The organism is Flavobacterium sp. PS2 (assembly GCF_046250155.1).
GTDB lineage: Bacteria > Bacteroidota > Bacteroidia > Flavobacteriales > Flavobacteriaceae > Flavobacterium.
Window position 1 is genome coordinate 4,144,317 of record NZ_CP176426.1, and the last position, 25,948, is coordinate 4,170,264.

At 31.4% G+C, this 25,948-nt stretch carries 37 protein-coding genes; all 37 read right to left on the reverse strand.

Going from position 1 to position 25,948, the window contains the following annotated elements; all coding sequences use genetic code 11:
* Positions 1 to 30: 30 nt before the first annotated feature.
* Positions 31 to 723 (reverse strand): aspartate/glutamate racemase family protein, encoded by a 693-nt coding sequence (locus ACJ6WR_RS18255; RefSeq protein ID WP_409416054.1) that lies wholly within the window; start codon positions 721 to 723, stop codon positions 31 to 33.
* Between the two features lie 44 nt (positions 724 to 767).
* The gene (locus ACJ6WR_RS18260; RefSeq protein ID WP_409416055.1) at positions 768 to 1,163 is read right to left on the reverse strand and encodes a DUF5367 family protein; all 396 of its coding nucleotides are present in this window, start codon (positions 1,161 to 1,163) and stop codon (positions 768 to 770) included.
* 12 nt (positions 1,164 to 1,175) lie between these two features.
* Positions 1,176 to 1,688: a DUF1772 domain-containing protein gene (locus tag ACJ6WR_RS18265; protein WP_323490840.1), complete on the reverse strand. Its 513-nt coding sequence runs from the start codon at positions 1,686 to 1,688 to the stop codon at positions 1,176 to 1,178.
* An 88-nt stretch (positions 1,689 to 1,776) separates the two neighbouring features.
* Positions 1,777 to 2,634 carry an AraC family transcriptional regulator gene (locus tag ACJ6WR_RS18270; RefSeq protein WP_039116142.1) on the reverse strand — a complete coding sequence of 286 codons (858 nt, stop codon included), beginning with the start codon at positions 2,632 to 2,634 and terminating at the stop codon, positions 1,777 to 1,779.
* Between the two features lie 16 nt (positions 2,635 to 2,650).
* Positions 2,651 to 3,043, reverse strand: a complete 393-nt coding sequence (locus ACJ6WR_RS18275) for an ACT domain-containing protein (protein ID WP_409416056.1) — start codon at positions 3,041 to 3,043, stop codon at positions 2,651 to 2,653.
* 341 nt (positions 3,044 to 3,384) lie between these two features.
* Positions 3,385 to 4,143, reverse strand: a complete 759-nt coding sequence (locus ACJ6WR_RS18280; RefSeq protein ID WP_409416057.1) for a hypothetical protein — start codon at positions 4,141 to 4,143, stop codon at positions 3,385 to 3,387.
* A gap of 38 nt (positions 4,144 to 4,181) precedes the next feature.
* A complete protein-coding gene (locus ACJ6WR_RS18285; RefSeq protein ID WP_409416058.1) occupies positions 4,182 to 4,562 on the reverse strand; it encodes a VOC family protein in 381 nt (126 codons plus the stop codon).
* A 37-nt stretch (positions 4,563 to 4,599) separates the two neighbouring features.
* Positions 4,600 to 5,250 carry a hypothetical protein gene (locus tag ACJ6WR_RS18290; protein WP_409416059.1) on the reverse strand — a complete coding sequence of 217 codons (651 nt, stop codon included), beginning with the start codon at positions 5,248 to 5,250 and terminating at the stop codon, positions 4,600 to 4,602.
* A gap of 87 nt (positions 5,251 to 5,337) precedes the next feature.
* Positions 5,338 to 5,886, reverse strand: a complete 549-nt coding sequence (locus ACJ6WR_RS18295) for a hypothetical protein (RefSeq protein WP_086894007.1) — start codon at positions 5,884 to 5,886, stop codon at positions 5,338 to 5,340.
* A gap of 21 nt (positions 5,887 to 5,907) precedes the next feature.
* Positions 5,908 to 6,489 (reverse strand): TIGR00730 family Rossman fold protein, encoded by a 582-nt coding sequence (locus tag ACJ6WR_RS18300; RefSeq protein WP_323490832.1) that lies wholly within the window; start codon positions 6,487 to 6,489, stop codon positions 5,908 to 5,910.
* 35 nt (positions 6,490 to 6,524) lie between these two features.
* Positions 6,525 to 6,839, reverse strand: a complete 315-nt coding sequence (locus tag ACJ6WR_RS18305) for a barstar family protein (protein WP_409416060.1) — start codon at positions 6,837 to 6,839, stop codon at positions 6,525 to 6,527.
* Between the two features lie 7 nt (positions 6,840 to 6,846).
* Positions 6,847 to 8,241, reverse strand: coding sequence for an alpha/beta hydrolase family protein (locus tag ACJ6WR_RS18310; RefSeq protein WP_409416061.1), 1,395 nt, complete (start codon positions 8,239 to 8,241; stop codon positions 6,847 to 6,849).
* Between the two features lie 106 nt (positions 8,242 to 8,347).
* On the reverse strand, positions 8,348 to 8,854 hold the full coding sequence (locus tag ACJ6WR_RS18315) for a GNAT family N-acetyltransferase (protein ID WP_409416062.1): 507 nt from the start codon (positions 8,852 to 8,854) through the stop codon (positions 8,348 to 8,350).
* Between the two features lie 10 nt (positions 8,855 to 8,864).
* Complete coding sequence (locus tag ACJ6WR_RS18320; RefSeq protein WP_409416063.1) at positions 8,865 to 9,563, reverse strand: formylglycine-generating enzyme family protein; 699 nt, start codon at positions 9,561 to 9,563, stop codon at positions 8,865 to 8,867.
* 125 nt (positions 9,564 to 9,688) lie between these two features.
* A complete protein-coding gene (locus ACJ6WR_RS18325; protein ID WP_409416064.1) occupies positions 9,689 to 10,258 on the reverse strand; it encodes a Crp/Fnr family transcriptional regulator in 570 nt (189 codons plus the stop codon).
* A 3-nt stretch (positions 10,259 to 10,261) separates the two neighbouring features.
* Positions 10,262 to 10,930 (reverse strand): 3,4-dihydroxy-2-butanone-4-phosphate synthase, encoded by a 669-nt coding sequence (ribB, locus tag ACJ6WR_RS18330; RefSeq protein WP_409416065.1) that lies wholly within the window; start codon positions 10,928 to 10,930, stop codon positions 10,262 to 10,264.
* A complete protein-coding gene (locus ACJ6WR_RS18335; RefSeq protein ID WP_409416066.1) occupies positions 10,927 to 11,148 on the reverse strand; it encodes a DUF2798 domain-containing protein in 222 nt (73 codons plus the stop codon). Before ACJ6WR_RS18335 ends, ribB begins: the two co-directional genes overlap by 4 nt.
* A 577-nt stretch (positions 11,149 to 11,725) precedes the next feature.
* Complete coding sequence (locus ACJ6WR_RS18340; RefSeq protein ID WP_409416067.1) at positions 11,726 to 12,238, reverse strand: ClbS/DfsB family four-helix bundle protein; 513 nt, start codon at positions 12,236 to 12,238, stop codon at positions 11,726 to 11,728.
* A 48-nt stretch (positions 12,239 to 12,286) separates the two neighbouring features.
* Positions 12,287 to 12,538 (reverse strand): hypothetical protein, encoded by a 252-nt coding sequence (locus tag ACJ6WR_RS18345; RefSeq protein WP_039112898.1) that lies wholly within the window; start codon positions 12,536 to 12,538, stop codon positions 12,287 to 12,289.
* Between the two features lie 76 nt (positions 12,539 to 12,614).
* Complete coding sequence (locus tag ACJ6WR_RS18350) at positions 12,615 to 13,157, reverse strand: Crp/Fnr family transcriptional regulator (RefSeq protein ID WP_039112897.1); 543 nt, start codon at positions 13,155 to 13,157, stop codon at positions 12,615 to 12,617.
* 92 nt (positions 13,158 to 13,249) lie between these two features.
* Positions 13,250 to 13,576 carry a DUF2085 domain-containing protein gene (locus ACJ6WR_RS18355; protein ID WP_409416068.1) on the reverse strand — a complete coding sequence of 109 codons (327 nt, stop codon included), beginning with the start codon at positions 13,574 to 13,576 and terminating at the stop codon, positions 13,250 to 13,252.
* Entirely contained in the window at positions 13,577 to 13,774 is a 198-nt protein-coding gene (locus ACJ6WR_RS18360; RefSeq protein WP_323490823.1) for a hypothetical protein, read from the reverse strand. It lies immediately after the preceding gene.
* A gap of 15 nt (positions 13,775 to 13,789) precedes the next feature.
* Positions 13,790 to 15,289 carry a serine hydrolase gene (locus ACJ6WR_RS18365; RefSeq protein WP_409416069.1) on the reverse strand — a complete coding sequence of 500 codons (1,500 nt, stop codon included), beginning with the start codon at positions 15,287 to 15,289 and terminating at the stop codon, positions 13,790 to 13,792.
* Between the two features lie 104 nt (positions 15,290 to 15,393).
* Complete coding sequence (locus tag ACJ6WR_RS18370; RefSeq protein WP_409416070.1) at positions 15,394 to 16,128, reverse strand: class I SAM-dependent methyltransferase; 735 nt, start codon at positions 16,126 to 16,128, stop codon at positions 15,394 to 15,396.
* 35 nt (positions 16,129 to 16,163) lie between these two features.
* Positions 16,164 to 16,703, reverse strand: coding sequence for a GNAT family N-acetyltransferase (locus ACJ6WR_RS18375; protein WP_052250013.1), 540 nt, complete (start codon positions 16,701 to 16,703; stop codon positions 16,164 to 16,166).
* 112 nt (positions 16,704 to 16,815) lie between these two features.
* Positions 16,816 to 17,274, reverse strand: a complete 459-nt coding sequence (locus tag ACJ6WR_RS18380; protein ID WP_409416071.1) for a DUF6896 domain-containing protein — start codon at positions 17,272 to 17,274, stop codon at positions 16,816 to 16,818.
* 46 nt (positions 17,275 to 17,320) lie between these two features.
* Entirely contained in the window at positions 17,321 to 17,662 is a 342-nt protein-coding gene (locus ACJ6WR_RS18385) for a nuclear transport factor 2 family protein (RefSeq protein WP_409416072.1), read from the reverse strand.
* A 39-nt stretch (positions 17,663 to 17,701) separates the two neighbouring features.
* Positions 17,702 to 18,037: a hypothetical protein gene (locus tag ACJ6WR_RS18390; RefSeq protein WP_409416073.1), complete on the reverse strand. Its 336-nt coding sequence runs from the start codon at positions 18,035 to 18,037 to the stop codon at positions 17,702 to 17,704.
* Positions 18,038 to 18,149: 112 nt separating this feature from the next.
* Positions 18,150 to 18,548, reverse strand: coding sequence for a hypothetical protein (locus tag ACJ6WR_RS18395; protein WP_039118195.1), 399 nt, complete (start codon positions 18,546 to 18,548; stop codon positions 18,150 to 18,152).
* 31 nt (positions 18,549 to 18,579) lie between these two features.
* A complete protein-coding gene (locus tag ACJ6WR_RS18400; RefSeq protein ID WP_409416074.1) occupies positions 18,580 to 19,266 on the reverse strand; it encodes a hypothetical protein in 687 nt (228 codons plus the stop codon).
* 82 nt (positions 19,267 to 19,348) lie between these two features.
* Positions 19,349 to 20,026 (reverse strand): carbonic anhydrase, encoded by a 678-nt coding sequence (locus ACJ6WR_RS18405; RefSeq protein ID WP_409416075.1) that lies wholly within the window; start codon positions 20,024 to 20,026, stop codon positions 19,349 to 19,351.
* A gap of 110 nt (positions 20,027 to 20,136) precedes the next feature.
* The gene (locus ACJ6WR_RS18410) at positions 20,137 to 21,039 is read right to left on the reverse strand and encodes an arginase family protein (RefSeq protein WP_409416076.1); all 903 of its coding nucleotides are present in this window, start codon (positions 21,037 to 21,039) and stop codon (positions 20,137 to 20,139) included.
* A 559-nt stretch (positions 21,040 to 21,598) separates the two neighbouring features.
* Positions 21,599 to 22,030: a GNAT family N-acetyltransferase gene (locus ACJ6WR_RS18415; protein WP_409416077.1), complete on the reverse strand. Its 432-nt coding sequence runs from the start codon at positions 22,028 to 22,030 to the stop codon at positions 21,599 to 21,601.
* Between the two features lie 9 nt (positions 22,031 to 22,039).
* The gene (locus tag ACJ6WR_RS18420; protein WP_409416078.1) at positions 22,040 to 22,921 is read right to left on the reverse strand and encodes a DUF4349 domain-containing protein; all 882 of its coding nucleotides are present in this window, start codon (positions 22,919 to 22,921) and stop codon (positions 22,040 to 22,042) included.
* Between the two features lie 38 nt (positions 22,922 to 22,959).
* Positions 22,960 to 23,862, reverse strand: a complete 903-nt coding sequence (locus ACJ6WR_RS18425; protein WP_409416079.1) for a PhzF family isomerase — start codon at positions 23,860 to 23,862, stop codon at positions 22,960 to 22,962.
* Between the two features lie 2 nt (positions 23,863 to 23,864).
* Entirely contained in the window at positions 23,865 to 24,488 is a 624-nt protein-coding gene (locus ACJ6WR_RS18430; RefSeq protein WP_409416080.1) for a class I SAM-dependent methyltransferase, read from the reverse strand.
* A 148-nt stretch (positions 24,489 to 24,636) separates the two neighbouring features.
* Positions 24,637 to 25,893, reverse strand: a complete 1,257-nt coding sequence (locus ACJ6WR_RS18435; protein ID WP_323490811.1) for a retropepsin-like aspartic protease — start codon at positions 25,891 to 25,893, stop codon at positions 24,637 to 24,639.
* Positions 25,894 to 25,948: the final 55 nt, after the last annotated feature.

Genomic DNA, 25,948 nt, shown 5'->3' on the forward strand with positions numbered 1-25,948 from the left:
ATTTATTTATGCTGCTTTATATGATAAACTTTATGTATTTAATGAAAATGCTACTGCAGCTCTCGAGTGTAATAATACAGTATCAAATGTTGGGATGGTTACATCTTCGGGTTTTATAACAAGCGGAATTTCGGTGCAACCAAGTATGATTCCTTCGGCTCCGTTTTTTATCAATTTATCAATAATTTCCAAGTATCGTTTTTTGGTTTTTTCAGTGACAATTCCTTTTCCTAATTCTTCAAAAACTGTCATATGTACAAACTCTCTGTCTTCATCATCAGGAATAATTGTTTCGATACCTCTATCAGTAAGTTTAGATTTGAAAAAATCAAGTTCCATTGTAAATTTAGTTCCCAGTAATCCTACTTTTTTTAGTCCGGTTTTTTCGATTTCTTCGGCTGTTACTGTGGCAATATGAATTAGTGGGATTCCGATTTCTTTTTCAAGTCTATCGGCAATATGATGCATAGTGTTGGCACATAATACAATTGCCGTTGCTCCCGAAGATTTTAAATGTTTGCATGCTTCATATAGCATCTGAAAAGTTTTCTCCCAATCATTATTATCATTATTTTTTTTGATGTCTTCATAATTAAATGAATAAATAATACATTGAGAAAAGTTTAATCCGCCCAATTTTTCATTTATTCCTTCATTAATAAGTTTGTAATAATCGACTGTAGATACCCAACTAATTCCGCCAATAAGCCCTAATGTTTGCATATTTTGTTTAAACTTTATATTGTTTGTACTGATTTAAAAACTAATTATATGTTTTGTAATTTGGTTTTAATCTTTAATTTCCAATAAAAGTATGCAATAGTAACCACCTCTGCAACAAGAATCCAGAGGAATTTACTAGTAAAAAAACTATGATAATTTCCCTGATTTGGGATTATGGTAAAAGGTACAGTTATGAGTACATCTAGTGTTAAAGCAGTTGTAACTATAATTAAACCAAGTATGAATCCGTTGGTTTTATTTCCGTTTTTATAGAAAATAAAAGCACCAAGAATTGTAAATGGAATTACCAATGGTGCAACAACTAAGAATTGTTGTAATGCAGAATCTTTAATGTTTGGAAGATAACTTAATACACCGAAAGTACTAAATATTAATAGCCAGATTAACGCTCCAACTAAAATTGCTCTCATTTTTTTCATTTCATTTTAATATTAAAAGTTACTATTTCTAAACAAACACACTATAATTAATAAGAAGAATGATAGTGCAGATGTTATAGTTCGAACCAAATGCAGATTATTCCATTTAAGTTCAAATTGATCTCTTAAACTTCTGGCATTTTCCAGAGAGATATTGGTTAAGTCAGTTTTGTCTAAAAGATTATTTAGCGGAATATTCCCCATAATTGTTACCAGAAATACGCCTACAAAATATAGTATTGCTGCAATTAGTAATAACCAGAAAATATAAGGATGATTGGATTTATAAAGATAAGCTGTAGCAAAAGATAAAAATACTGGCCCCATAATTATCACTAAGAATAATGGGTTTACAATAGTACGGTTCATGTTCTGGAAAGCTCTTAGATAATTAATATCATCAAGCCTGCCAATACCTGGAGTTATAGCATTAGACCAAGTAAAAAAGATCCCAGCCAGAAGTCCGGTTAATAATGTGGTAAATAATAAAACAATAGTTTTTGTGTCGATAATAAATGGTTCCATGATTATGATGTTTAGTTAACAAAATAAAATTAGAACTATTGATTATCAGTTGTTTGTTTTAAAAGGATTAAAGTTTGTTCGAAAAGAATTATTTTTTTAGTTCGCTTGGGCGTACTCCAAATTTTTTATGGAAAGCATTCGAGAAAGAACTTAAACTTTCATATCCCACAAACCATGCAGTTTCCTGAATGTTCTTGTCGGTATTGCTTAATAATTCATGCGCTTTATTTAGTCGTTGTTCCTGAAGGTATTTAAATACAGGAATACCAAAAAGTTCTTTAAAATTCTTTTTGAGTTTGTTGTTGTTAAGACCAATTTGCTTAGATAACTCACTTAATGAGGGTGGAGTAGCAATATTTTGGGTCATAATTTCTTTTGCATGAAAGAGTTTATCACGGTCAATTTTGTTGGTAGTTTTTTCTTTTTCGGTAGCAAGATGTGCAAAGAAATGTGCCAGTAATTCGGTTATCTGGCTTTTAAGAAACATCAATCTTGTGTCTCCTTTGTATTGGGTATTAAATATTTTTTGAACTGCATTTTGCATATCGGGTGACATATAAAAACTTGGACCTTCTACAAAATTGGCTTCGGGATTAAGGAGTTGTTGTAAATACTCAGAGAAGATTTCGCTTTCACGTTCTGGCAGCATATTAAGATTTTTTATCTTCATAAATACGCTAATAGATTGCAATGGTTTATTAGGCGAAATTTTATGAGCAAATCCGACTTTGCTGTTTCCAAAAAATGAAATTGCAATTCCTGTAGTATTGTTTATAATTATACTATTATTTTCATACGTAATTTCTAATTCGACATTTCCTGAACCATAGAAAGCAAAACCAACAGCGTCTCCATCGATTTCACATTTTTCGATAATCGTTTTATCAGCATTTGATTGCTCTATTAAAACGACGAAGTTGTTTATTTCTATGATATCTGTTGTCATCGAATACTAATTAATTCTATTCAGAAAATTTATTTAAAATAGTAATGGCATTGTCTGTATCTTTTTTATTTACAAAGATATGGTCGTGATAAAATGCAGCTACAACATTGCAACTAATGTTATTGTCTGATAACGCTTTCGCGAAAGCGGCAGTTAAACCCACAGCTTCTAATGATGAATGTACAGTTAGTGTTATCCACGACATTACAACCGAATAACTTAGTTTAAGTTCATCGGCAATTTCTTTTTTTAAGATTAAAGTAATGCCTTCGCTTTCTGTAAATGACATTACAATATCTTTGATTGCTATGTTCTCAAGACTTTCTACAGTGCAAAAAACATAATCACCAACATTGTGTTTGGGTTTCATGCTTTTGAGTAATTTCTTTAAATCTTTTTCTCCAGACATTTTAATGGATTGTTTTTATTTTATTAACCCGTTGAGCGCAATTATTTTAACACATAGAAACATAGATTTAGCACTCTCAAAAATAGACGTTTCACTTTACATACAACCGCATAGTAACTATATCTCGTTAGATGCACTGCGGCGTATCTCTACCTTCAAATGTATTATCTCAACTAGTTACTATGTGAGAGAAATGTATTTCTTTTTGTATCCTTTTTTGCACATAAAATCTGTGTTTCTATGTGTTAAATCAATTCTATAATTACATAATTATTTATTAGTCATATGCAATGCAATCCTGTTTCCTTCGCAGTCTTTAAATTCAGTGAGTACGATAATTATTATTCGATTCGTTTTACAACATTATCAAGATTATCAACTACTAAATTTAAAACGATTTTGTTATTAGGGAATTCTTTTTGTATTTCATTTCTTAATAGGACAAAAGGAATTTGTGATTCAGGGATGTCTTCAATAGTTTGATTACATGGAATAGAAACTTCATAAGTAGAATTACTCTTTTTTATATACACATATTTTTTAGTTGTATTTTCAAAAAATGCATTTTTTTCAAAGCCTTCTGCTAGTTTGTCTACTTCTGTTACGGGTATATTATCTTGATAAACAATTTCGTTTTTCATAACGCCATATTCTTTTGTTATTCCATCAAATTGTTCATTTTCTGTAAATAACACTACACATATAATAACACTAAATGTGATTAAAAGGGCAATAAAGCTGATTCCAATTGTTCGCCACCAACCAAAAAATGAACCACCAGAATTTATATGTTCATTTATTTTTTGTCCCTGAAAATGTTGTACGAAATAAAAAGCTATTCCAGTATATATTAAAGGGATTATCTGATTTGGGACTTTTACATCTTCAGGAATTAAAAAAGCGCCACCAAATATTGCTATTGTGGCTATAATAGCTATTATCCATGTTGTTTTTGCTTTTTTTGTGTCATTAAATGCCTTAAAATTCTCAGCTATCAAATATCCAGCTGCAAGTGGTCCTCCTAAAAATGTTCCAACCCAGATAGCTCGGTCTTTATAAATTTTTTGCGTAGGCACTTCATTCTCTTTTAATCCTTCCATTTTTATTGTTAAAGTATTGTTTTGTATAAGTTGTTATATTATTTATTAGCCATATGTAATGCAATCCTATTTCCTTCGCAGTCTTTAAATTCTGCTACAGAACCATATTCACCATTTGATGTTATTGGAAATAAAACTTCGGCACCATTTTGCAATGCAAGATTTAAAGTTTCCTCGATATCCTCTGTATTAAAATAAATAAGTGTACCGTTTATCGTTGGGTTGTATATTTCTCCTTTTGCCAAGGCTCCCGAAATTCCGTTATTGCCTTCGGTAAGAGGGAAAAAAGCCATTTCGTTATCATGTATAATATCTCGCTCAAAGGCGAAATTGAATACTGCTGTGTAAAATTGTATGGCTCTTTCTATATCGGTTACAGGAATCTCAAAATAGACAACTGGATTTGATTTGTTTTTCATATTTAATTTAAGTGGTGTTCTTTTTAAATTATTTCTTTTATCTTAAGCTTGCTAGTAAATCAGCAATTTCTTTTGGTTGCTGAATATTTAATTCTATGAGATTTCTTTCTATTCTTGTTCTGAATTCTTCTTGTTCTTGTTTTATTTTTTTTAAATTTTTCTCCAATAAACCTTTAGGGATAGAGAATTTCTCATCTAGATTTTGACCATTATTTTTTTCAGTATAATCTGAAAAATAAATTAAATCATCAACTGTTTTAAAAAATACCCAAGGATGTCCAATCCATAGTTGGTGCCATTCATCTTCTTTTGAAATTAAAATTTTTAACCATTCGGATAAATTTCCAATGTCGCAACAACAATTAGGCTGGATAATTATTTGGTCATTTAATTTTAATACAATTCCACCATAAAGATGTGAGATTTCATCATCAATATTTTCGAAATCAATTTCTATAAGTGTTTTTAGTAAAATTACTTTTAACTCATTATCATTTAAAGTATTTAAATCAACGAAGAAACTACCTTTTTCTATGGGTTCTAATTCCGTTAACTTACTATCACTGATACATTTTTTCCAATAATTATACCATTCAAGTTTACTTTCTAAAAAACTAGTATTAGGGCTTTTATAATCATTATTCGAGTATTCTGAAGGTAAAATCTCAATAGTATTAATTAATTCCATTTTAATATTTATCATAATTCAATTAAAAAATCTATCTTGTTTTACTACAGTAATATAGCTTTTTTTACTAGATGAAAAGTATCTAAATTATTTCACTTTGGTCATATACATATACCAATTCCATTCCCAGGTTTCTCCGTTATCAGCAGACATTGCCTGACTCCAAATAGGATTGTTTTTGTCTCTGGCATCCCAACGAAATAGTTGAATTACTTTTTTTCCTTCATAAATATCTCTTGAAAAGAAATGACCTACTTTTTTTTCGAATGAACCAATTACGGGTTTATCTAAAACTCCGGTATTAGAGTCGGACCAATAAATACTCCATAGTTTTGTTTCGGGATTAAATAATCGTACCGTCATTCCTTCAAAAGGAACACCATCAAATTCAGCCAGAAAATTATCGATATTACCAATTCCCTGAAGAATCTTGTACATTTCCTGTGTTGATGGAAATTCAATCCATTCAGTACAATTCGAAAATCGGTATTTTAGTTTTTTATTTATAATATTAGATTTTCCCTGAAAAAAATCAAAATCATCTTTGGATGAAGTAGGGGAAGGTAGGATTATTAATTCTCCGTGTGCATTAAAAATCAATTTCGGAATTTCTAAATTTAAATTATCTACAGGCATGTTTTTTGATTTTTAAATGATTTATTCATTTCCTTTTTTAATCCATTTACCAACTTCTGGAGCCACGTAATTTTTCATTTTAAGGAGCAAATCCTCTGAATCTGTACTTACGAGTATCATTTGTTGGTTTATCTCTTTTAAAAAACCTTCATTTACCATTTTTAGTATAAACTCTAATAACAAATCGTAAAAACCACCAATATTTAAAATCCCGATTGGTTTTTTATGAAGACCAAGTTGAGCCCAGGTAAGCATCTCAAAAAACTCTTCAAGAGTTCCAAATCCGCCTGGCAAAGCAATTACGCCATCGCTTAATTCGTTCATTTTGGTTTTTCTTTCATGCATGCTTTTTACAATAATTAATTCGGTTAAATTATCGTGTGCAATTTCTTTCTTCATTAAGAAGTCTGGTAAAACACCAATTACTTTTCCGTTTTTATTTAAAACTCCATCTGCAACTGCACCCATAAGTCCAACTTTGGCTCCGCCATAAACTAAATCGATATTGTTTTCGGACATTGTTTGTCCAAGTTTAAAAGCTTGAGTTTCGTATTCTTTTTTGTTTCCAAAGCTTGACCCACAAAAAACGGTAATTCTATTCATTTGTTTAATTGTAAAATGTATTATGTAATCGGTAATTAGTTTTCCTGAGTAATTAAATCTACAAAGTCCGCCTTTGTAAGTAATTCGATTATGTATTGAAAATTTTCTGTACCAAATATTTTATTTAAATTTTCTGTTCCTGTTATTTCTATAATACATTCTCCGGGATATCCCGGACCAGCAGCCGAAATAGCATCATTAAATGCATCTAAGTTTTTCCCAAAATGTTTAGCCGATTCTGAGTCGATTTCTTTTGCGTAGGCATTCCAGAAATCTTCACGACTGTTGCAAACATTGCCGTTAATGAATATTTTTCGTTTGCTATTTTGTGCTGCTGATTTATTTTTCATCTAAAAATTATTTCGTTTGTGTTTTTACCCAATCCAGAATTTCGTTTAGAGCTGTTGGTGCAAATGTTTGTTCTATAGTTGCATATTCTTGAGGTAAACCAGTTTTGCATTCCTGAAATAAATGATTCAGATTTGGTAATTCTTTGGTTGTTACATTTTTATTTCCTCCTTTTAAGATGGCTTCTTTTATGGCGGTTAGATTTTCTTTTGGTGCAACTTGTAAATCTTTGGCTCCATTAAGTGCTAAAACAGGACATTTTACCCTCTCTAATGTTGGCACAGGATTAAAGGTAAGGAAAGTTACCATCCAAGGAGTTAGAATCTTATCTGTTTGCATTTTGATATATTCAGCCTCAGTCATTCCTGTGGGTTTATTGGGGTCATTTTTAGAAACTTGGGTTATGTAAGCCGTTATATCGGTTTTTAATTGTTCTGGGCCTTTAGATTTAGCAATAATATTAAAAGCTGTTTTGTTTATTTCTTGTGCTTTCTGAATATCAGCTTCACTCATTCCGGCTGCTTCTGCAATTAATTTTTGTTGTAATAAAAGTAATTGGTTTCCAGGAAGTCCGGGACCAGCCAGTAATACAATAAAATTGACATTCTTAGAGTTTGTAGCTACAATTGGAGCAATTAATCCTCCCTCGCTATGACCGATTAAACCAATTTTTTGTTTGTTAATTTCTTTTCTGGTTTGCAAATAGTTTACTGCAGCCAGAGCATCTGTAGCAAAATCTAAAGAAGTTGAATTTTTAAAGTTACCTGTAGATTGTGCTGTTCCTCTATCATCATATCGTAAAACCGCAATTCCGTTTTTGGTCAAAAAGTCCGATAATACTAAGAAAGGTTTGTGTCCTGCTAATTCTTCATCACGGTTTTGTGGGCCACTTCCGCTTATTAAAATAACAACAGGAAAAACACCTTCTTTTTTAGGTAGAGTCAGTGTTCCTGCCAGAGTTATTCCTGCTTTTTCATTCTTAAAAGTTACATCTTCAGAATAATATGGATATGGTTTAGTTGGTTCTTGCGGTCGTACTAGTTTTTCTTTTTCAATTTTTTCTCTCGATAAATTCATAGGAAATGCATGACCAGCTTGTTTAAAAGTACCGACTATTTTATTGTCTTTGCCAAGTATGCCTTCATATTCGATTTTAGCATTCTCAACAGTAAGTTTTAAAGTTGAGTTCTCAAAAGTTGTTGTAGTTACCGGAATATCTTTTGCACCTTGATCAGGACTGTCCATTGTGGATTTAAAACCAGTGTCGGATTTATTAATATTAAAAACTAATCTTAATTGTGTTCCCTGAACATTTAAAAGACCATTCCATTGTCCTGTAATATCTTGTCCAAAAGCGGTTAATGTGGTTAAAAAAGTTAGTATTGTTACTATGTAATGTTTCATTTGGTTGGTTTTTTTAATAAATGGTTAATTTATATTCTATGATTTAGTTAATAGACGATTAAAATGTATTCTGTTACAGAAATGATGTAAAAAGATTATTCTCTTTTTAATTTATTTTCCAATTGTCTTTAGTAACTATCATATTGAGTGAGATCCAAACTTCTTCCTGGACTATGATTTCGCTTATTTTGTCTGGATTTATGACAAACCCCGATTTCTCATAACATTTTATTGCCTGTTTATTCCAGTCGTAGACATTAAGTTCTACTTTCTCTACATTTAATTCTTCAAAAGAATATTGTACAAGAAGATTAACTATTTTTTCTCCAATTCCTTTTCCTCTATATTTTGCATCACCAATAAGTATTCGGCAAAGTTTCGCCAAATTATCTTCGGATTGATATATTTCGGCATGTCCAAGTGCTTCTTTGGATTCGGTATCAATTACTTTAAAAGGAATTCTATTTTCTTCTTTTAGATAATCATCTAACTGCTCAGTTGTTAATGGAAATTTAAAAATTGGACCTGAAAATTGAACTAACATTTCTTCATTATCTGCCCATTTTATTAATCTTTCAAAATCGGTATTATCGAATTTTTCTAGTTTTATCATTTTTCACTTATTATAAATTTCGAGCTAATCGAAAGCCTAAATCATCAATTTTAAACGATTTAGGATGGCTGCGTCTGCGATTTGTAGCCATACAACCTCTTTCATCATCATACCAGCCACCACCGCGAATAGTACGGTAGGAACCATAAACGGTTTCATCGTATATATCCGAACACCATTCCCATACATTTCCCAGCATATCATAAAGACCATATGCGTTGGGTTCTTTTGTTCCGACATCTTGTGTCGTTTTCTCAGCGTTTTCTTTATACCATGCAATTGTATCAATCTCGCCGTATCTTATGCCTGTAGTTCCGGCTTTACATGCATATTCCCATTCGGCTTCGGTAGGAAGTCGGTAGCCATTTGCTTTGCTATCAAAAAGTATTTCTTCGCTGTTATTATTCCAAGAGTAGCAAGGGGTAAGTCCTGAATTCTCTGAAAGTAAATTACAAAAAACGATAGCTTCTTTCCAAGATACAGTTTCAACTGGTTTTTTATTTCCTTTAAAAGTACTTGGAGAATCCTGCGTGATTTCTAAATATAAATCTTGTGTTACAAGGTATTTTGCCATTAAGAAAGGCTGAATATTTGCGGTCCAGATATGTTTAATCCTATCGTCTCTCAATGTAATCTGACCTTGAGGAATTTCGACCATTTGCAGGCTAATGGCTTTATTATTTGATATATGTATACTATCTTGATTCATGCACGTTTGATTGCTTTTGCAATTGTAAACGAAGTTATGAAAAATATAGGTGTGCTTTTAAACAAAAAAAAGGCAATTACCAGAATCTAGTATTGCCTTTTTGTATTTTGAGAATTGAATAATCTTTAAGATTTAGATTTTAGCCTGCTTAGTGTTTCTTGCGAAACGTTAAGAAAGGAAGATACAATCTTGTTAGACAAACGTTGTGTGATTTTAGGGCTGGTGTCTAGTAATTGCTTGTATCTTTCGGTCGCATTTTGGGTTAAGAACGACATGAGTCTTTTGGTATTTGTTACATAAGCCATTTCCATATAATGCCTGTAAAAACTTCCCCAATTAGGTATGATTTCCAACAAATGATAAAAATCCTGACGCGAAATATAAAGTAATTCCGTTGGCTCTAATGCCTGAACAAATTCTAAAGAAGGTTCATTTAGCACAAAGCTAGATAAGGCGGTTACAAAATTACTTTCGAATCCTAAGTATCGTGTTGCTTCTTGCCCTTCTTCGGTTATAAAAAATATGCGCAAGCAACCATTGCAAATAAAATACATTCGTTGGGTGGTTTGCCCTGGGAAAACCAAGAGCTCATTTTTCTCGACTTCTATAGGATTAAAGTAACTGATTATTTTCTCCAGTTCTTCGTCTGTAACCGTTGATACCTCTTTTATATATTCGATTAATTGCTCTTTCATGTTTTAAATAAAATCTTTAACAAATTTACGATAATGTACAATATCTGCTATTGTTAAAACTACCAATTGATGCTTTTGGGCAAATGATAAAATCTCGGGTAATCTTGCCATCGTTCCGTTAGGATTCATTAATTCGCATAATACAGCTTCAGGTTTTAAACCTGACAGTTTCATTAAATCGACACTTCCTTCGGTATGTCCGTTGCGCTGTAGTACACCGTTATCATTTGCTCTTAGCGGAAAAATATGTCCAGGTTTTACTAAGTCAGAAGATTTTGCATTTTCTGCAGATGCGGTTCTTATGGTTTGAATCCTATCTGATGCCGAAAGCCCTGTTGTAACTCCTTCTTTTGCTTCTATAGTTACAGTAAACGGAGTCTGAAAAAGACTGGTGTTTTCTTTTACCATATAAGGTAATTCTAATTCATCGGCTTTCTCGTTAGTGAGGCAAAGGCATACAATTCCGCTACATTCGCGTATCATCAATGCCATATCTTCGACTGACATATGCTGGGCTGAATAAACTAAATCGCCTTCGTTCTCACGGTCTTTGTCATCTAGTAGTAAAATTCCTTTTCCGAGCCTAAGTTCATTAATTGCATTTTCAACGCGTTCTTGACTAGTTGTACCAAATAATACTAATGGGTTTTCGTTTTCTATTTCGGTAATCATTTTGATGTTGTTTTTTGTGCTAGCTTTCTAGCATTTGGAATAATTATAAAAGCGGTACTATAGGCAACAGGAATTATGACGCCCCAAGCTTTTAGGAATTTGAAGGACAAATCTTCTCCAAAGCTATAATTGCGCATAAAACCCACAAACGCCATAATGAGAGCTATAGGAGTAATAACAAATAAAGTGTTGGTGTATTTAAAATACTTTTTGTTCATTTTTAATTAATTATTAAATTTTTGAAGGAACAAAATTGTTTAAATAAGAAAGGGAAAACATTGATGTACATCAAAAAAAACAAAAAATATATCCTATTTTTATTATAGCCCACGGTTTCAACCGTGTGATACGGATTACGATAATGTATTGCGTTCCAACGGTTAAAGCCGTTGGCAATGTTATAGCATGTTATTTTTGTTGGCAATCTGTTGACGAGCCAATGCTAACGCGAGCTCAATGTCATTAAGTTAAGCTCTTTTCTAGCAAATTGTTTTAAAGAAGCAAAGATTAAACGCAATATTGTTATTTCGACGAAGGAGAAATCTCCGTAAGTAACTCTGCAGCGGGAATCCAATCTTTGTCGAGCTTCTCGAGGAGATTTCTCCTTCGTCGAAAAGACAAACCTTTGCGCTTTTGCATCTTTGCGTGAGATTTATACCGTACAGTATTGCAACTGTTTTTTCTTAACTTAATGACATTGCGCTCGCATTAGCAATGGGAGAAGGTTTTATTTATTTTTATCATAGCACACGGTTTCAACTGTGTGATACGGATTGGGATGATGCATTGCGCTCTTTATTTCAGGTTATTTTCTTTTTTCCATTTTCTTATTCGTGCTCGGGCATTTTTATATGGTGATGAGGTATTAAATTGTATCATTCTTCCCATTGTCCATTTTTTATACCATGCTTGCTCATAAAGAGTTTCATTGTTGTGGCTTTCTATCAGGATTTGTAACTTATTTACTGTTGCATCTAGTTTTTCTTGTAGTGCAATAAAATCTAAATCCTGATAATCGGCATAGAACTTCTGCGCAAGTTTGCCTAACTCGTTCCATTTATAGCCTGTTTCTGGAAAATCTACAACTTCGTTATTATTCTTTTTATGATGCCATTTTAGGACTAATTCACCCCAACCTATTAGGTATGAAACTAAATTATTCACGCTCATCATGGTATTTTTAGAATGTCCTTCGAGTGTTTCCTTTGCTGTAAGTTCAATAGGAATTGTTTTTAAATCCTCTCGAAGTTTTACATATGTTATTTCAATCTCTTTTAAAAGTTCGGTTTTATTTTGAGGTACAGCCATTATTTTTTTAGATAACAGAATACCTCAATTATAAAGAAGAGGCATTCTTTAATTTAGTTCAATTATTTCTTTTAATCTCGAGGATTTTAATTCAAATATATCAAATAAGCCAATTTTTTTCAACAAATGTGCTTGCACTTTTATATCTTGAATTGCTGTTTTGTATTCTTCTGAATTTTGATTGTTTTGATTAATAATTTTGCAATTTTCCATAAATGCACCTATGGAACCTTTGCGGATTTCTTGTCCTTGTATCGTTACAAAATTTTCGTTTTCTTTTAAAATATCTTCTGGTTTCATTGTTTTATTTTTAAATGTGAATGACAAAATTCTTCATTTAAAAATAGTCCAACGATAACAATTGTTAATTAATGTATTAACGCCTATTCCTAATTCTGCTTAGCGATACTGCCGATATTCCTAAATAAGAGGCAATATAATGTTGAGGAATACGCTGTAAAATTTCAGGATTGGTTTTTAATAATTCCTTATACCGTTGTTCGGGTTTGTCTGCAATTCGGGAAAGAAAAAGTTTCACATAGTTACCGAGACGTTTGTAAATATAATTTTCAAAATCTTTTTTTGTACTCGGGTTGCTATCGAGGACTTCTTGAAAATCACTTCTTTTTATAGTATGAATTATGCTATCTTCTATGGTTTCGATGCTATATAAACTGGGTTGTCCTGTCCAAAAACTTTCAAATGAGGAAACCATTTGTCCTTCAAAGAAAAACTGAAAGGTGATTTCTTTTCCGTTGCTATTGAACCAAACTCGTAGACATCCTTTTTCTACATAAAACATTTTTTTAGAAATTTCTCCTTCGCTCAGTAATACCGTTTTTGATTTTAATTTCTCAGAGTAAAAAAAATCTTTCGAAGCTTCCCAAAAGGATTCATTGTGATTTAAATGGTTCAACATAGTTTTTGTTTTTATAGCTAAAAAAATAGTGATGCTTAGGTCAATGATAAGATTGAAATTATCAATAAAGATAAGCAAAGGAGCTGTTTTTTCTAAATCATTTTTAGTATAAAATCAACCGTTTTCCAAATGATTATTCCCATCGAAAAACCTCCTATTGTACCTGTCAAAAGTCTCATAAAGTTGCTATGGTATTTGTGCAATGAATTTTGGAAATACCAATCTGCAAGCATTAATGTTAAACCAATTATCGAAAAGTAAAAAGGAGGGAGGAAATAAAAAAAGTAACAAATAGCACAAAAAATATGTCCGATGCTTGCACCCAAACATCTTGCGCAAAAAGGCATGTGCTTGTCATTAATTTTATAACACCTCTCGGGGATTCCGTGGCAACCTAAAGTAAAATCATCTAGTTTCATTTACCAGGTACGTTTACAATTTAAACAAGTCATTCTAACTTTATTCGATTTATGAGTGCCACATAAGAGTCCTAAAGGTCCAGCCAGAATTGCTCCGCAACACGCTTTTTTTCCGCTAAAGCCTTTTTTATCTACATATATTTGGTTCGAATGACATTTTGGACATCTAATTTGGTTGTCTTGATTGATAGTGTTCATGGTTTTAGTTTCGGGTTAATTTTTGGTTTCAATTTCGAATATTTTTCTTCCGTTATCTCCCAAATAATGGAAAAGTAGTTTTTCATATACTTTATAACCATCATCGACATTGGTAAAAATTAGTATTCCTTGTTTTATTTTTGGGAGAATAAAAAAGATTGTTTGTACTCCTTGGTCTGCACCACCATGAGACAATGCTATTTCTCCATTTCCTAAATCGTAAATAACGAAACCTAAGCCATAATATTCTTTGGGTTTCATTTCTACTTGGTTTGTTCTCATATCATCAAAAACTTTTTTAGATAATCCGTCACCATTCATAACACTAATCAAAAATTTTCCATAATCTTCGATAGTTGTTAATACATCATCGGCAGCATTGGCAGTTTTTCTCTTCTCTGTTTCGTATGCATTTCCTTTCGGATCATATCCAATTGCAAAGCAGGATTCATCAATTTTTTTGTCCCAGATATAATTGGTATCGTTCATTTGCAACGGAGTAAATAGTAATTCCTTTGCTAATTGATCCAGGGTTTTATTAAACTTTTTTTCTAATGCTTTTCTAAGATATTCAAACCCTTCACCAGAGTATTGGTATTTTGTTCCTGGCTCAGACTCAAAGTGTAGTTTTTTATCAGGACTGTTCCAGCGCCAATTAGGAAAACCAGTTTGATGGCTTAAAACTTGTCTTGTTGTAATTTTTTTTGTTTTGGGATCATTTGCAATATCTGGATCAATCCAGTATTTATAAAGAGGTTCATCCAGATCCCATTTGCCTAAACTAACCAATTTTAGGGTTACCATCGCAGTGATTGGTTTGGTAAGTGATGCAACATTAAAAATGGTATTGTATGGTGCTGTGACTCCTTTTTTTAGTTCGCCAAAAACTTTAATCTGTTGTAGTTTTCCATCATTGATGATTCCTAATCCAAGAGTTGGAACATTGTTTTCTTTAAGCCATTTTTCAATTTCGGTGTCATTGTCAAAAATAGCAGTTTTATTAGCAGTAGTTGTAGTATTATCATGATCGTAACTAAGAGCGCGAGCTAGTCTCCAAGTATCTTTTTGTAGTAGCCATAAATGGGTAAATCGAGCGCTACTTCCTGGAGTTTCTTTTTTGTCAGGAGTTATTCTGTAAAATTTATGGATTCCGATTTGTATTGCTCCATAGAGTACTTTGTCTTTATATAGTGGGTAAATCTCGGTACTTCCTGTAATTAAATCTCTTCTTAACTGATATGTCTTAGTAGAAGCACATAATCCGTTACGAAGGTTATAAATGAATTTCTTTTTATTAGATATACTGTCTTCGTCATGAAAAAACTCAAAATCTTCGGTTAATAAAGTTTCAAATTGTCTGATGTCGCAAGTATTAAACCCAACTTTAAAGAGCAAACTATCTCTGGAAATGATGGTTTTGTATAAATCGGAGTTTTTATCAACCTGAGCTGATAATGAGAGCGATGCTAGAAAGAATAGCAGTAATAAATAACGGTTGATTGTTTTGATTGTCATGATTGATGATTTTTTTATATGACGTAATATGAATTTTTTTGTTACAAAAAATCATAATGTCTATATTCTACTATTCAGACAATTACTTGGTTTAAGTATTAAGTTTAATTCTTAACTGCTGATATCAAGATGAAAATTGGTCTTCTGGCTTCGTCAATCATTTCAGGATATTTCTCTACTATTTCCTCAGAAGGTTTAGGTTCAGATATTTGTTTAATTGTAAAGTTAGCATTGATTAATGTGTTTACAATAGTCTCAAAAGTTCGATGGTATTTAATTACTTCATGACCTAAAAAATGTGTGTGTCTTATACCTTCATCCTGATAATTATCTATTGGCCAGTGCAAGCGATTTCTGCTTGAGTCGGTAAACCAATCTTGTTCTGGTCGAGAGGTAAAAGCAGGATGTTCCATTGAAAAAATAAAGCTTCCGCCTTTTTTTAGATACGTATTGATTTTATCAAAAATGTCTTTTAGATTTTTTACATAATGAAATGCTAGTGAACTAATCACAACATCAAATTCTTCGGATTTAAAATCGATATCTTCAATTGCCATTTGTCTGTAATCTATAACTAAGTCTTTCGAATTCTCTTTGGCTTTTTTAATCATTTTTTGGGACAAATCGATACCAACAACCTTTTTTGCGCCTTGTTCTTTGGCATAAATACAATGCCATCCATATCCACATCCTAGATCAAGAACATTTTTATCTTTAAATTCAGGAAACATTTTGCGTAAAATATACCATTCGCCAGCAGCATTTAATCCTTCGGCAGAACGAGGCATTTTGCTATAATTATCAAAAAAGGATTCGTCGTCGTATTTATTTTGTTTCATGTGTGGTATTTTTTTTTTGCAGCTAAGGTTTTTGTTTATGCTTTTCTCAATGTATAAGTTACCAAATTCTCTATATTTAGATGGGTATTATTATAAGGTTTGTCTTCGTATTGAAAATTAAGTTTCTTTAAAATGGAGACTGAATTAACATTGTCAGAAGAAGGAAAAGCGGTTATTATTGCTGAGTTTATTTCTTCAAAAGCATGTTTTACAACTTCTTTTAATGCTTCTGTCATAAAACCTTTTCCTTGGTATTGCGATAACATTTCGTAACCAATCTCGACAATTTTGTTCTCAGTGTCAAAATTCCAAAGACAAACAGAACCTATTAAATCATTGCTTTCTTTTGTTGTGATTACCCAATAAATGCATTCGTTTTTGGCAATCAGATTATCCATTCTGATTATGTATGCTTTTGCTTTTTCTAAACTAGAGGAATTATCTCTGCCTACAAATGCGTTTACAATTGGATCAGAATGCAATTTATGAATGAGTTCGAAATCTTGATTTTCGAGATTCCTCAAAACTAATCTTTGAGTTTCGAGTTTTGGAAATTCAGTAAAATCTAATTTCATAATATTTGGGTTTTAAAAAGGAGTTGCCTTATTAAACGAAATTATGAAAATAAATTAATAATCATCCTATACTTTGAGTTTGTGATTATTGAATGCAAATAAGAGGAACTATTTATATTTTTCTATATTCAATTCTATAAATATGTTTTAGTAATTTTCTTTGTTCAAGATCTTCAAATAAATCTAACATATCTTTAAAAGGACTTTCAAAATGTTTGGTAAGATGTGTAAAATGCTTGGTTGTTTTAAGGAAATTATAGAAAAAATAAGGATCTAGATTTGCAATATGCTCTTTATGACCAAGAGAAACTTCCAGAGTTTGTCCAGTTATTTTATTTTCAAACATGCAATGTTCTCCATGAACATCATAAAGCCAATTATCGGATAATATTTCTTCTTCGTTTATAAAATCGGCATTTTCAATTTCGAAATAATCACCTTTTTTTATTGCTTCAATTTCAGGTTGCTTTGTTTCGGAGATAACTTTATTAATTAGTTGCTCTGCTATAGTTTCAAATTCATCCATAGCATTTAGCACCTCAATTATTATTTCATTCTGCAATGTTTTCATCGTTAATTTTGTGAATGGTGTTTATTGTTTTGAAAATTTATAAGATCTATTTTCTTATCAAATCCATTCGTGTTATTTTTTGATTATTTACTTCAAAAATAACTACTTGTTCCGTTTTTTCATCGCTTCCATTTCGTCCACATACGTATTCGTGAACAATTACTTTATTATCAAAATTTATAGTTTTAATTATCTCAGCGTAAAGATTTGGTGAATTATCGAATAATGTAATAAACATTTTTTCACACTCATTTATGCCATCAATAGTTATGGTATTATCAGCGTGATTAAAAATTTTAATTTCATCACTACATAAGGGCATCATTTTTTTGATGTCTCTATTGTTGAAAGCCAACATTTGATCATCAATAATTTGGTCTATTGTCATTTTATGGGGAATGCTTAATTGTTTTTTTTAATCTATATTTTATTTATGAGGATTTTCTGCTCCACACCAAGTACTAACATTTAATGGATTAAAGTTTGGACAGCTTTTCATATCTTCTTTGGATATCGTAATAATATCTTCGGTTTTTAAACCAGCATTGTAATAATAGTTATTGTAGTCTTCGCCATATACCCAAATATCACTAGTAGGGCTTTGCATGGTGGTAGCATTAAAAATAAGTAAGTTTGATTCTTTTGGTAAATGGTAATTCTTATCAGAAATATATCCCCATGCGTTCATAAGAAAAGAAGAAACGAACAATACGTAAAACATGATAAACAATAAACTCCAAATTAAATATTTTTTATATTTCATAGCGGTAATTTTTTATTTAAAAATAAAAACAGGAGTTAATATTATTTACATTCGTAATTGTTTTACAACTAAAAGTAATAATTAAAAGTAAGAATTGTAATGTTTTTTTTAATTATTCATAGCGAATAATCATTTTGTACTTTTTTTGATTTGGATTTTTTATAATATAGATTACCTTATTTATCGAGGTCGTAGCGCAGATTTCATCAGATACTAATCTATGAATTAAGTAAATAGTATCATTCTTTATCTCTATATCTCCCACATAGGTTCCGCATGCATTTACATCAATATATTTTGTGACATAAATAACATCATCCAGATACTGCGCTTTAATAGGTGAGTCCATTTTAGGTTGTAGTTTATACCATTCATCATCGCCTAAGTCTGCCATGAAATGAGAATTAAAGTATATCAGGTTTTTATTCTTTTTACTATCTTCTTGTTTGGTTTCTGCTCTATTTTGACACGAAATGATGAGAGGGATTAGTATATAAAATAAGTATTTCATGGACTTTTAATTTTATAATGCTCTATGATTTTTAGAAAGGACGGGCTTCAGCTCTGGTTTTGAATTTCTTTTTCTCGATTACCCATAATATCACGTAGCCACCAGCGCCATCACCATTGGTAGATTGTATATACAATATGTCATTTACAGAATCGTAGTTGACCATAGTTTGTTCCAGATTAGGTTCAAATGCATTTTTTAAAGCATTTTCGGGTACGTTTATTAAAATTTTATCAACTTCTATTTCAATTGATTTGTACTTTCTTTTAGGAATATTTCCATCAGTTCCAAATATAACCTGATCATCAATAGTTTCTAATAAAGTTGGACTTTCACTATTATATTTTAGTTTGTGGTTTTTTGGGCTAAATGCAATTTCGGTGATCACTACCTTAATATTGTTGTTTTCGAGTTTTATAACTCCATTTTTATTTTCTCTAACAGGTATTTTTGTGAAGTTTGTTAAATCGATTATTCGGTCTTTATAGACATATCCGTTTAAGTTTTCTTTACCTTTTTTGTAGTCAATATTAACCCAGTTACCATCTGGTTCATAATTATAAAGGATTGCTCCATTATCTAATTTGTCAATTATTTTGTTCGATTTTCCCGCAGAATTTCTAACATTAACATAACCATCAGGGTCATTTATAATTCCGAATTGAGAGAAACAAATATTAAAGGCTAGAAGCAGAAGAATGCTGGTTATTTTTTTCATGGTTTCTTTATAATTAAGCTTTGATAAAGAAACAAATATATAAGTTTTTTATTACGTTTTGCAAGTGTTTTTTTTAGTATTACTACAATTGTATTATTTTTCCCGTATGAACATCATATTGCATAGACACAACTTGTGTTTTGTGTTCTTTTATGATTTTGTTTTCCTGGATGAGTTTTGTCGAATGCTTAATGTTGGCATTAATTGCTCCCAGATAATTAGTTGCCTTAGGAGTTATTTTATCAGCTTCTATTTCTTCATTTTCTTTTGCTATCATTTCTACGATATCATCTATATGGTTAAAGTGTTTTTTATATTCACCATCTTTATCGTTAATGTATGCTTTTATGGCGCCACATTCTGTATGCCCTAAAACGACAATTAATTTTGTATCCAAGTGTTCTACAGCATATTCTATACTTCCCATATCAATATCAGAAATTAGATTGCCAGCATTTCTAATCACAAATAAATCGCCAATACCTTGATCAAATACAATTTCGGGAGAAACTCTACTATCAGAACAGGTTATGATAACAGCAAATGGTTTTTGTCCATCCTGATTTTCAAGAACAGATTTTTTGTTTTGGTGTGGATGAATTGATTTCTCATTCAAAAATCTTTGATTTCCTGTTACTAATTTTTCAAGAGGAGCCAAATTACTATCTGTATTTGTAGTTACAGTTTTTGGATTGTCATTGTTTTTACAGCTTACTAAAGAAAGTACTGCAACTACTAAAGTTAAAATACTTGTTTTCATTATTTTTGTTTTTAATTGTTAAAAATAGAACCAATTAGTTAGAAAACCATTTGAGTCAGAATATAACTACAAAAATATAATTTTTATTTTAAATATGATTATCTTAGGAATTATTTGGACCATGTAGAATTAAAAGTCGCAGCAAGATTATCTACAAAAGCTGCCGTATATTCTCCCGTAGTATCTAAATCGGGATCTAGGATTGTTATCTCAAATCCAGTAAGTTTTTTGCTTTGGAATAGGAGGGAAGTAAGTTCGTTAAATTCCTGATACGTTAAACCATCAGGTGTTCGGCTATCTACGCAAGGCATTATCAAATCATTTAAAACATCAACATCGATATGGAGCCAAAATCCATCTAGATTTTTATTTTCAATTTCTAAAAGAAACGATTGAATGCAATTTGCAATACCTCGTTTTCTTAATAAATCCAGGCTAATATATGTGGCTTCCGATTTACGAATTTCATTTTCATATTCGTCATCGTATTCGCGATTACCCACACACCAAAGGTTTTCTTCTTTTATATAAGGCGAAAGATTTAAGATATTGGTTAACTTTTTATGTCCGTTGCCAGTTACTATAGAAGCGGCCATGCCGCCAACACCACCAGTTTCCGACAAAGAAATATCTATAAAATCGGTATGTCCGTCTAGGTAAAACAAACCATAATTCCCGTTTTGTTTTAAGGCAATTGCTGCGCCCAAAAGAATGCTGCAATCTCCACCAATTACAAATGGAAATTTATCTGTTGTGATTAGGTTATGTATTAATTCAGCTTGTTTTATCGCATAATCTGCTAAAGAATTTGCGTTGAGAATTTTAGTTTCTGGATCTTTTTTGCTGCTGTATGCAGGAGAATCAAGCCTGAGAATACTTTCTGGATTTATTAAGTTATGCAAATTGTGTTTCTTTAACCAATCTGGTAAAAGTTTTACGCCAGGTTCTTTTCCTGGTTGAGGTTCTTTTAAACCCAAATTTGAAGGAAACTCAACGATACATATCTTTTTCATGAAGTTTGTTTTAAGATGATGATTTGAAAAAAACTTAACACATATTCCCGCAGCCAATGTCATTAAGTTAGGCCTTTTTGAGCTAATTATGGTTAATTATATTCTCAACAAAGATTGTCTATAAGGAACGCGGATGATGCGGATTCGCTATAGCGAAAACACGGATTAAACATGGATTTTCTCCCGTTCCGACGCTTCGGACAATGTCATTAAGGTTAAGAGATTTTATATTTAGTGTTTGTAAATAATAAGACTGTCGATTTTTCTGAGGTTTCATACATCTGAAATCAATCCCGACGCTTCGGGACGTTAGTCAAAAATCTTAAATATTTTTATCATTTTTCTCTTAACCTTTAGATTTGCATTAAGTTTTTAAAGCAAAATAGAATTAATTATTTTCTCGCAAAGTCGCAAAAGCGCAAAGATTTTAGGTGTAAACTTGGCGGCTTGGCGACTTTGCGAGAGATTTATTCGGCACAGTATTACAGTTTTTTTTCTTAACCTTAATGACATTGTGCTTCGGGATTGAGACTATGTGTTAAAATTAATTATAATCTTATTATTCTGGATTCTTTACTAACTCAAATACAATAAAAGTTCCTTGCTTAGATTCTCCTTTTCCTTTCTCGATGAAGCCTTTACTTTTATAGAAATTTACTGCTTGGATGTTATTTTCTAGACATTTTAAAGTAACGGGAAAATTAGTTTTCCTGAGAGCGGCTTTTAGCAACTGAGTTCCTATGCCTTTGCCATGATATTTTTTATCTACATATAAATGGTGAATAAAGTTATCGGGCATCCAAATAGAAATAAATCCAATTGTAATATCATCGAGAATAGCAACCAGAATATATTCACCTTCGGTTTCAGTATCAAAATCATGTAAATGAAATGTAGCTGGATCTACCCACGAAAATGTTGTTTGCCTTTCTTCTAAGAATATCTTCCTTAGAGAATCTAGGTCACTTTTTCTAATTTCTACAATTTTCATCTACACTTATTATTGTGCTTGGTTTTTACGTTTTCTACGAATTTTTCTAAAGATGTATATAATACCAGTTATTAGGATGATAAATGGCCAAATTGAAAATAACCACAATAGGAAATCAACAATAGAAGTCCATCCTTCGCTAATAGAATTTTTAATTCTTTCCGAAAATTTATCTTGTTCTCGAGCTTTATAGATATACTCTTTTTCTTTATACAAATTTAAATTCAGTGTACTAAAAGATACTTGGTCGCTAAGGTATTTTAAGCGTCCTTCTGTACTTTCTATTTCTTCTTCGATTACTCTTATATTTTCCTCGATGGCAAGAATATCTTTTACGGTAGAAGCTTTGGAAAGTAATTCTTTATAACGTTTTAAATATTCTCTTTTATTAGCCAAACGAGTTGTAATATCAACAAATTCTTCGGTTACATCCCTAGCTTGTATGCTTTTGCTCGTAAGTTCATCTTTTCCATTTTCGATATTAGATATTAGTTTTTCGAAGTTATCGGCTGGAACTCGTATTTTTAAATCGTATGAAATCGACTGATCATTATTTTGTAGATCCTCCGTTTCATAATAGCCATTAAGTTTTTTTAGTAATTCATCAATGTTTTTTTTGCTTGCAGCAATGTCATTTGTTTTAACCGAAACAGTTCCGTCTTTTATGATTTTTTTTTCTTTTACTACAGGCTTAATAGTTTCTGGTTCAGTATTTTTGTCTTCAGATACTTCTTTTTTATCTTTATAATTAGTATCAGAACCCGTAGAAGGTGGAGGAGGAGGAGGTATTTCCATTGCCATTACCTTAGCGTCATTGCTAGTTTCGTTACTATTGGAATTACAAGAAGCCGCAAGCACTAAAATAATTATACTTAAAAAGTATTGTTTCATGTTTGTTTAGTTTAAGGTTTTAACTAATATAGTTTATTTTAAATCTCAATTTCGGTTCTAAAAACTACCACAGCATCTCCTTTTATCTGAATCAATGATGGTTTATTATTTTCAATCTTAACTTTAACTTTTATTAGACCAAGGCGGTCTATTTTTTCACCTTGTCTTCCGTTAAATTCGAATTCATTGCCAGTAAAATCAACGATTTTGTTTTCTATTAAATATCCTCCTAGTGGTCCATTTGCATTACCAGTAACAGGGTCTTCATTGATACCAATTCCAGGGGCAAACATTCTGCCGTAAGTCAAGATATCTTTATCATCAGAGTCGAATGTAAAGACAAAATACCCATTGCAATTAATCACTTTACTTAAGTCGGCGAGAGCATTGTAGTTTGGAGTTAAAGTATTGAGTTTTGCTCTGCTTTTAATACCAATCATAACTTTCGAATGTCCTGTAGAAGCTATTTGAATCGGGCATTTCTCATCCCAATCAGATTCTTCCAGTCCTAATGCAGTTAGCATTCTGTTGTTTATATTGTTATCGAATGTAGGGCTAAGTTCAAAATTTCCCTGAGTCATTACAATTTGATAATCTCCATTATTTTTGATGATTTCAAAAGGAAGAGTACCAATCTTGGTTTTGAATTTTAATACACAAGAATCTAAGTTTTCTTCGACAGCTTTGGCATACATTGCAGCAATAGTAGCGTGTCCGCAAATAGGAACTTCGGTACTTGGCGTAAAGTATCGTATTACACCATCGCAATCATTACTATCTGGAGGAAAAAGAAAAGCCGTTTCCGAGTTGTTTAATTCTCTCGCAATTTGCTGCATTTCGTAATCATTCAAACCATTGGCATTTACTACAACTCCTGCAGGATTTCCTTTAAATTTTTCTTTGGTAAAAGAATCAATCTGGTATGTTATTAGTTTTTTCATTATTATTTTTTTCGACCAACAAATCGTATTACAGAGCCTTTCCCATTATGAAAAAGACCTTCGTTTAACTCGATTTCTTGTTCTACTAATTCGATGATTTCATAATCTGGAAAGTCAGATTGTATTTCCTCAATAGAAAATAACATATCCAATTCTTTTGGTCCACCAATTTTTTCGTTCTTAGAGTTGTATTCGATATGTTTCTTGCTAAAAGCTTCGAAAATGATCAAGCCACTTTTTCGTAAAAACGTACTAAGTGTTTTGTGGTATGAAGATTTAATGTCGCCAGGAAAATGCGCATAAATTAATGCAATTGCATCAAATTGTTCTGAAGTATAATTTAATGTTTGCAATTCGCCAACTTGGTAGTCGATAGTTACATTATTTGCTTCGGCAAGTCGTAAGGCTTTGTTTTTTCCTTCTATGCTTATATCAAATGCCGAAACTGTCCAACCTAGTTTGGCTGCAAAAATGGCATTGCGCCCTTCGCCTTCAGCAGGAAAAAGAATTGTTCCGGGATTACCTTTTTCTAATTGTTCTCTTAAATAATTATTAGGTTGTTCGCCATAAGCAAACTCATCTGCGCTATATCTGTCATTCCATCTTTCAGTCCAAGTGTCATTCATGTTTTCGTAGGATTTAGTATTTAAATAGAAATGTTTTTTATCTAACGAAAATACGAATTTAAAAAGGGAATTTTATCGAAGATATAATGTTGTTAATAGTTATTTTACTTTGTATGGTTTTCCAGGTTTTAGGCTTTAACGGAGATTATTAATTTTCTAATTTGAGATAATTATGATCAAAACTAATGGTGACTTTCTTAAACTGACCAATTATATCTTGTCCGATATTGCCGTAATTTACTTTTCCATAAACACCATAATCAGATTTATCGACTTGCAATTTAGGTACGTTTATTTGATTTTTCCCTAATAAAATTTGTTGATCTTTTAGTTCCAAAAGTTCTGAAGTAATTTCTTGTCCGCCTGCACTGGCTGTTTTTGCAGAAATTAGAGTACTATTTTTATCCAAATAAGTTTTGAATAATTCGTAGAAAGATTTATTAAATGAACTTGTTTTTGCACCACTATCAAAATTAAATGGAAGAGTTTTTCCTTTAAAATTTAGCATTACAATGGCACGAAGTTCATCGATGAATAAGTTTTTGTCGTTGCTCTTGATCGTTTTGTTTTTAGAAAAAGTAAGGCTATTTTCTTCAATTGTAACAGTTCCTAATTCTTTGATAATAGGAAATCCGATGATGCCATTTATTACATATTTACCATTTGCAAATGTAAATGCTGAATCTGGATAAACCAAAAAGACGGCATTATGAATTTTTATATCTCCGATATTTAAAACTGGGGCAATGCCCATAAGCACTTTGTTTTTAACGCCAGTAAAACTCATAACTTCGATGTTGTTATCTGGTAAGATGATAAAGCCTAGTTTCTTTGCTAAACTTTCGGTTATGCAGCTAATTCCGGCTCCAGTATCAAAAACAAAATCAGTATCTATAGTATTTGCTAAAACATTAGTGGTAATTAAACCTGCTTTATCTTTTTTTGTTGCCACTGAAAGATTAGAAAAAGAATCGATTATTTGAGGTTTCTGTAATTTCAAAACTTCCCAAATACGTCTTGTATTCAGTTCATCATCCAGTTCTTCTTTTGTGAATTTTTCTGAAAATGTAGAGGTTAAAATACCAGATGTTTTAAAAGCATTTGCATAATCAAACAGCTTTATATAGTTGTCATTTTTTAATTTATAATATCTAAATTCTTTGGTGATTTGGCTTTTATTTAAGCTATCTAAATATAAGTTTGATAAATCAGGTTTATTACATACGTTGGCAAACAGTGCTTTATAAAAATAATAATCTTTAGTTCTAATTTTATTATTTAAGCTATCCATCTTTACAAATTGATGTTGCTCACTGAGTTTTTTAAGATTGTTCTCCGTTTTTATTTGAGAAAAGGCTACTCCAGTTTCTAATAATAAGAGGGTAAGGATTAGAAGTTTTTTCATTTTTAAGAAGATTAGTAATGTGCTGTTGTAGTATATGAATTTAGGAAATGTGGTT

Excerpts from the sequence above, each read along its gene's own strand:
- ACJ6WR_RS18255 (WP_409416054.1), bottom strand. The coding sequence starts at position 723 with ATGCAAACATTAGGGCTTATTGGCGGAATTAGTTGGGTATCTACAGTC.
- ACJ6WR_RS18260 (WP_409416055.1), bottom strand. The coding sequence starts at position 1,163 with ATGAAAAAAATGAGAGCAATTTTAGTTGGAGCGTTAATCTGGCTATTA.
- ACJ6WR_RS18265 (WP_323490840.1), bottom strand. The coding sequence starts at position 1,688 with ATGGAACCATTTATTATCGACACAAAAACTATTGTTTTATTATTTACC.
- ACJ6WR_RS18270 (WP_039116142.1), bottom strand. The coding sequence starts at position 2,634 with ATGACAACAGATATCATAGAAATAAACAACTTCGTCGTTTTAATAGAG.
- ACJ6WR_RS18275 (WP_409416056.1), bottom strand. The coding sequence starts at position 3,043 with ATGTCTGGAGAAAAAGATTTAAAGAAATTACTCAAAAGCATGAAACCC.
- ACJ6WR_RS18280 (WP_409416057.1), bottom strand. The coding sequence starts at position 4,143 with ATGGAAGGATTAAAAGAGAATGAAGTGCCTACGCAAAAAATTTATAAA.
- ACJ6WR_RS18285 (WP_409416058.1), bottom strand. The coding sequence starts at position 4,562 with ATGAAAAACAAATCAAATCCAGTTGTCTATTTTGAGATTCCTGTAACC.
- ACJ6WR_RS18290 (WP_409416059.1), bottom strand. The coding sequence starts at position 5,250 with ATGGAATTAATTAATACTATTGAGATTTTACCTTCAGAATACTCGAAT.
- ACJ6WR_RS18295 (WP_086894007.1), bottom strand. The coding sequence starts at position 5,886 with ATGCCTGTAGATAATTTAAATTTAGAAATTCCGAAATTGATTTTTAAT.
- ACJ6WR_RS18300 (WP_323490832.1), bottom strand. The coding sequence starts at position 6,489 with ATGAATAGAATTACCGTTTTTTGTGGGTCAAGCTTTGGAAACAAAAAA.
- ACJ6WR_RS18305 (WP_409416060.1), bottom strand. The coding sequence starts at position 6,839 with ATGAAAAATAAATCAGCAGCACAAAATAGCAAACGAAAAATATTCATT.
- ACJ6WR_RS18310 (WP_409416061.1), bottom strand. The coding sequence starts at position 8,241 with ATGAAACATTACATAGTAACAATACTAACTTTTTTAACCACATTAACC.
- ACJ6WR_RS18315 (WP_409416062.1), bottom strand. The coding sequence starts at position 8,854 with ATGATAAAACTAGAAAAATTCGATAATACCGATTTTGAAAGATTAATA.
- ACJ6WR_RS18320 (WP_409416063.1), bottom strand. The coding sequence starts at position 9,563 with ATGAATCAAGATAGTATACATATATCAAATAATAAAGCCATTAGCCTG.
- ACJ6WR_RS18325 (WP_409416064.1), bottom strand. The coding sequence starts at position 10,258 with ATGAAAGAGCAATTAATCGAATATATAAAAGAGGTATCAACGGTTACA.
- ribB (WP_409416065.1), bottom strand. The coding sequence starts at position 10,930 with ATGATTACCGAAATAGAAAACGAAAACCCATTAGTATTATTTGGTACA.
- ACJ6WR_RS18335 (WP_409416066.1), bottom strand. The coding sequence starts at position 11,148 with ATGAACAAAAAGTATTTTAAATACACCAACACTTTATTTGTTATTACT.
- ACJ6WR_RS18340 (WP_409416067.1), bottom strand. The coding sequence starts at position 12,238 with ATGGCTGTACCTCAAAATAAAACCGAACTTTTAAAAGAGATTGAAATA.
- ACJ6WR_RS18345 (WP_039112898.1), bottom strand. The coding sequence starts at position 12,538 with ATGAAACCAGAAGATATTTTAAAAGAAAACGAAAATTTTGTAACGATA.
- ACJ6WR_RS18350 (WP_039112897.1), bottom strand. The coding sequence starts at position 13,157 with ATGTTGAACCATTTAAATCACAATGAATCCTTTTGGGAAGCTTCGAAA.
- ACJ6WR_RS18355 (WP_409416068.1), bottom strand. The coding sequence starts at position 13,576 with ATGAAACTAGATGATTTTACTTTAGGTTGCCACGGAATCCCCGAGAGG.
- ACJ6WR_RS18360 (WP_323490823.1), bottom strand. The coding sequence starts at position 13,774 with ATGAACACTATCAATCAAGACAACCAAATTAGATGTCCAAAATGTCAT.
- ACJ6WR_RS18365 (WP_409416069.1), bottom strand. The coding sequence starts at position 15,289 with ATGACAATCAAAACAATCAACCGTTATTTATTACTGCTATTCTTTCTA.
- ACJ6WR_RS18370 (WP_409416070.1), bottom strand. The coding sequence starts at position 16,128 with ATGAAACAAAATAAATACGACGACGAATCCTTTTTTGATAATTATAGC.
- ACJ6WR_RS18375 (WP_052250013.1), bottom strand. The coding sequence starts at position 16,703 with ATGAAATTAGATTTTACTGAATTTCCAAAACTCGAAACTCAAAGATTA.
- ACJ6WR_RS18380 (WP_409416071.1), bottom strand. The coding sequence starts at position 17,274 with ATGAAAACATTGCAGAATGAAATAATAATTGAGGTGCTAAATGCTATG.
- ACJ6WR_RS18385 (WP_409416072.1), bottom strand. The coding sequence starts at position 17,662 with ATGACAATAGACCAAATTATTGATGATCAAATGTTGGCTTTCAACAAT.
- ACJ6WR_RS18390 (WP_409416073.1), bottom strand. The coding sequence starts at position 18,037 with ATGAAATATAAAAAATATTTAATTTGGAGTTTATTGTTTATCATGTTT.
- ACJ6WR_RS18395 (WP_039118195.1), bottom strand. The coding sequence starts at position 18,548 with ATGAAATACTTATTTTATATACTAATCCCTCTCATCATTTCGTGTCAA.
- ACJ6WR_RS18400 (WP_409416074.1), bottom strand. The coding sequence starts at position 19,266 with ATGAAAAAAATAACCAGCATTCTTCTGCTTCTAGCCTTTAATATTTGT.
- ACJ6WR_RS18405 (WP_409416075.1), bottom strand. The coding sequence starts at position 20,026 with ATGAAAACAAGTATTTTAACTTTAGTAGTTGCAGTACTTTCTTTAGTA.
- ACJ6WR_RS18410 (WP_409416076.1), bottom strand. The coding sequence starts at position 21,039 with ATGAAAAAGATATGTATCGTTGAGTTTCCTTCAAATTTGGGTTTAAAA.
- ACJ6WR_RS18415 (WP_409416077.1), bottom strand. The coding sequence starts at position 22,030 with ATGAAAATTGTAGAAATTAGAAAAAGTGACCTAGATTCTCTAAGGAAG.
- ACJ6WR_RS18420 (WP_409416078.1), bottom strand. The coding sequence starts at position 22,921 with ATGAAACAATACTTTTTAAGTATAATTATTTTAGTGCTTGCGGCTTCT.
- ACJ6WR_RS18425 (WP_409416079.1), bottom strand. The coding sequence starts at position 23,862 with ATGAAAAAACTAATAACATACCAGATTGATTCTTTTACCAAAGAAAAA.
- ACJ6WR_RS18430 (WP_409416080.1), bottom strand. The coding sequence starts at position 24,488 with ATGAATGACACTTGGACTGAAAGATGGAATGACAGATATAGCGCAGAT.
- ACJ6WR_RS18435 (WP_323490811.1), bottom strand. The coding sequence starts at position 25,893 with ATGAAAAAACTTCTAATCCTTACCCTCTTATTATTAGAAACTGGAGTA.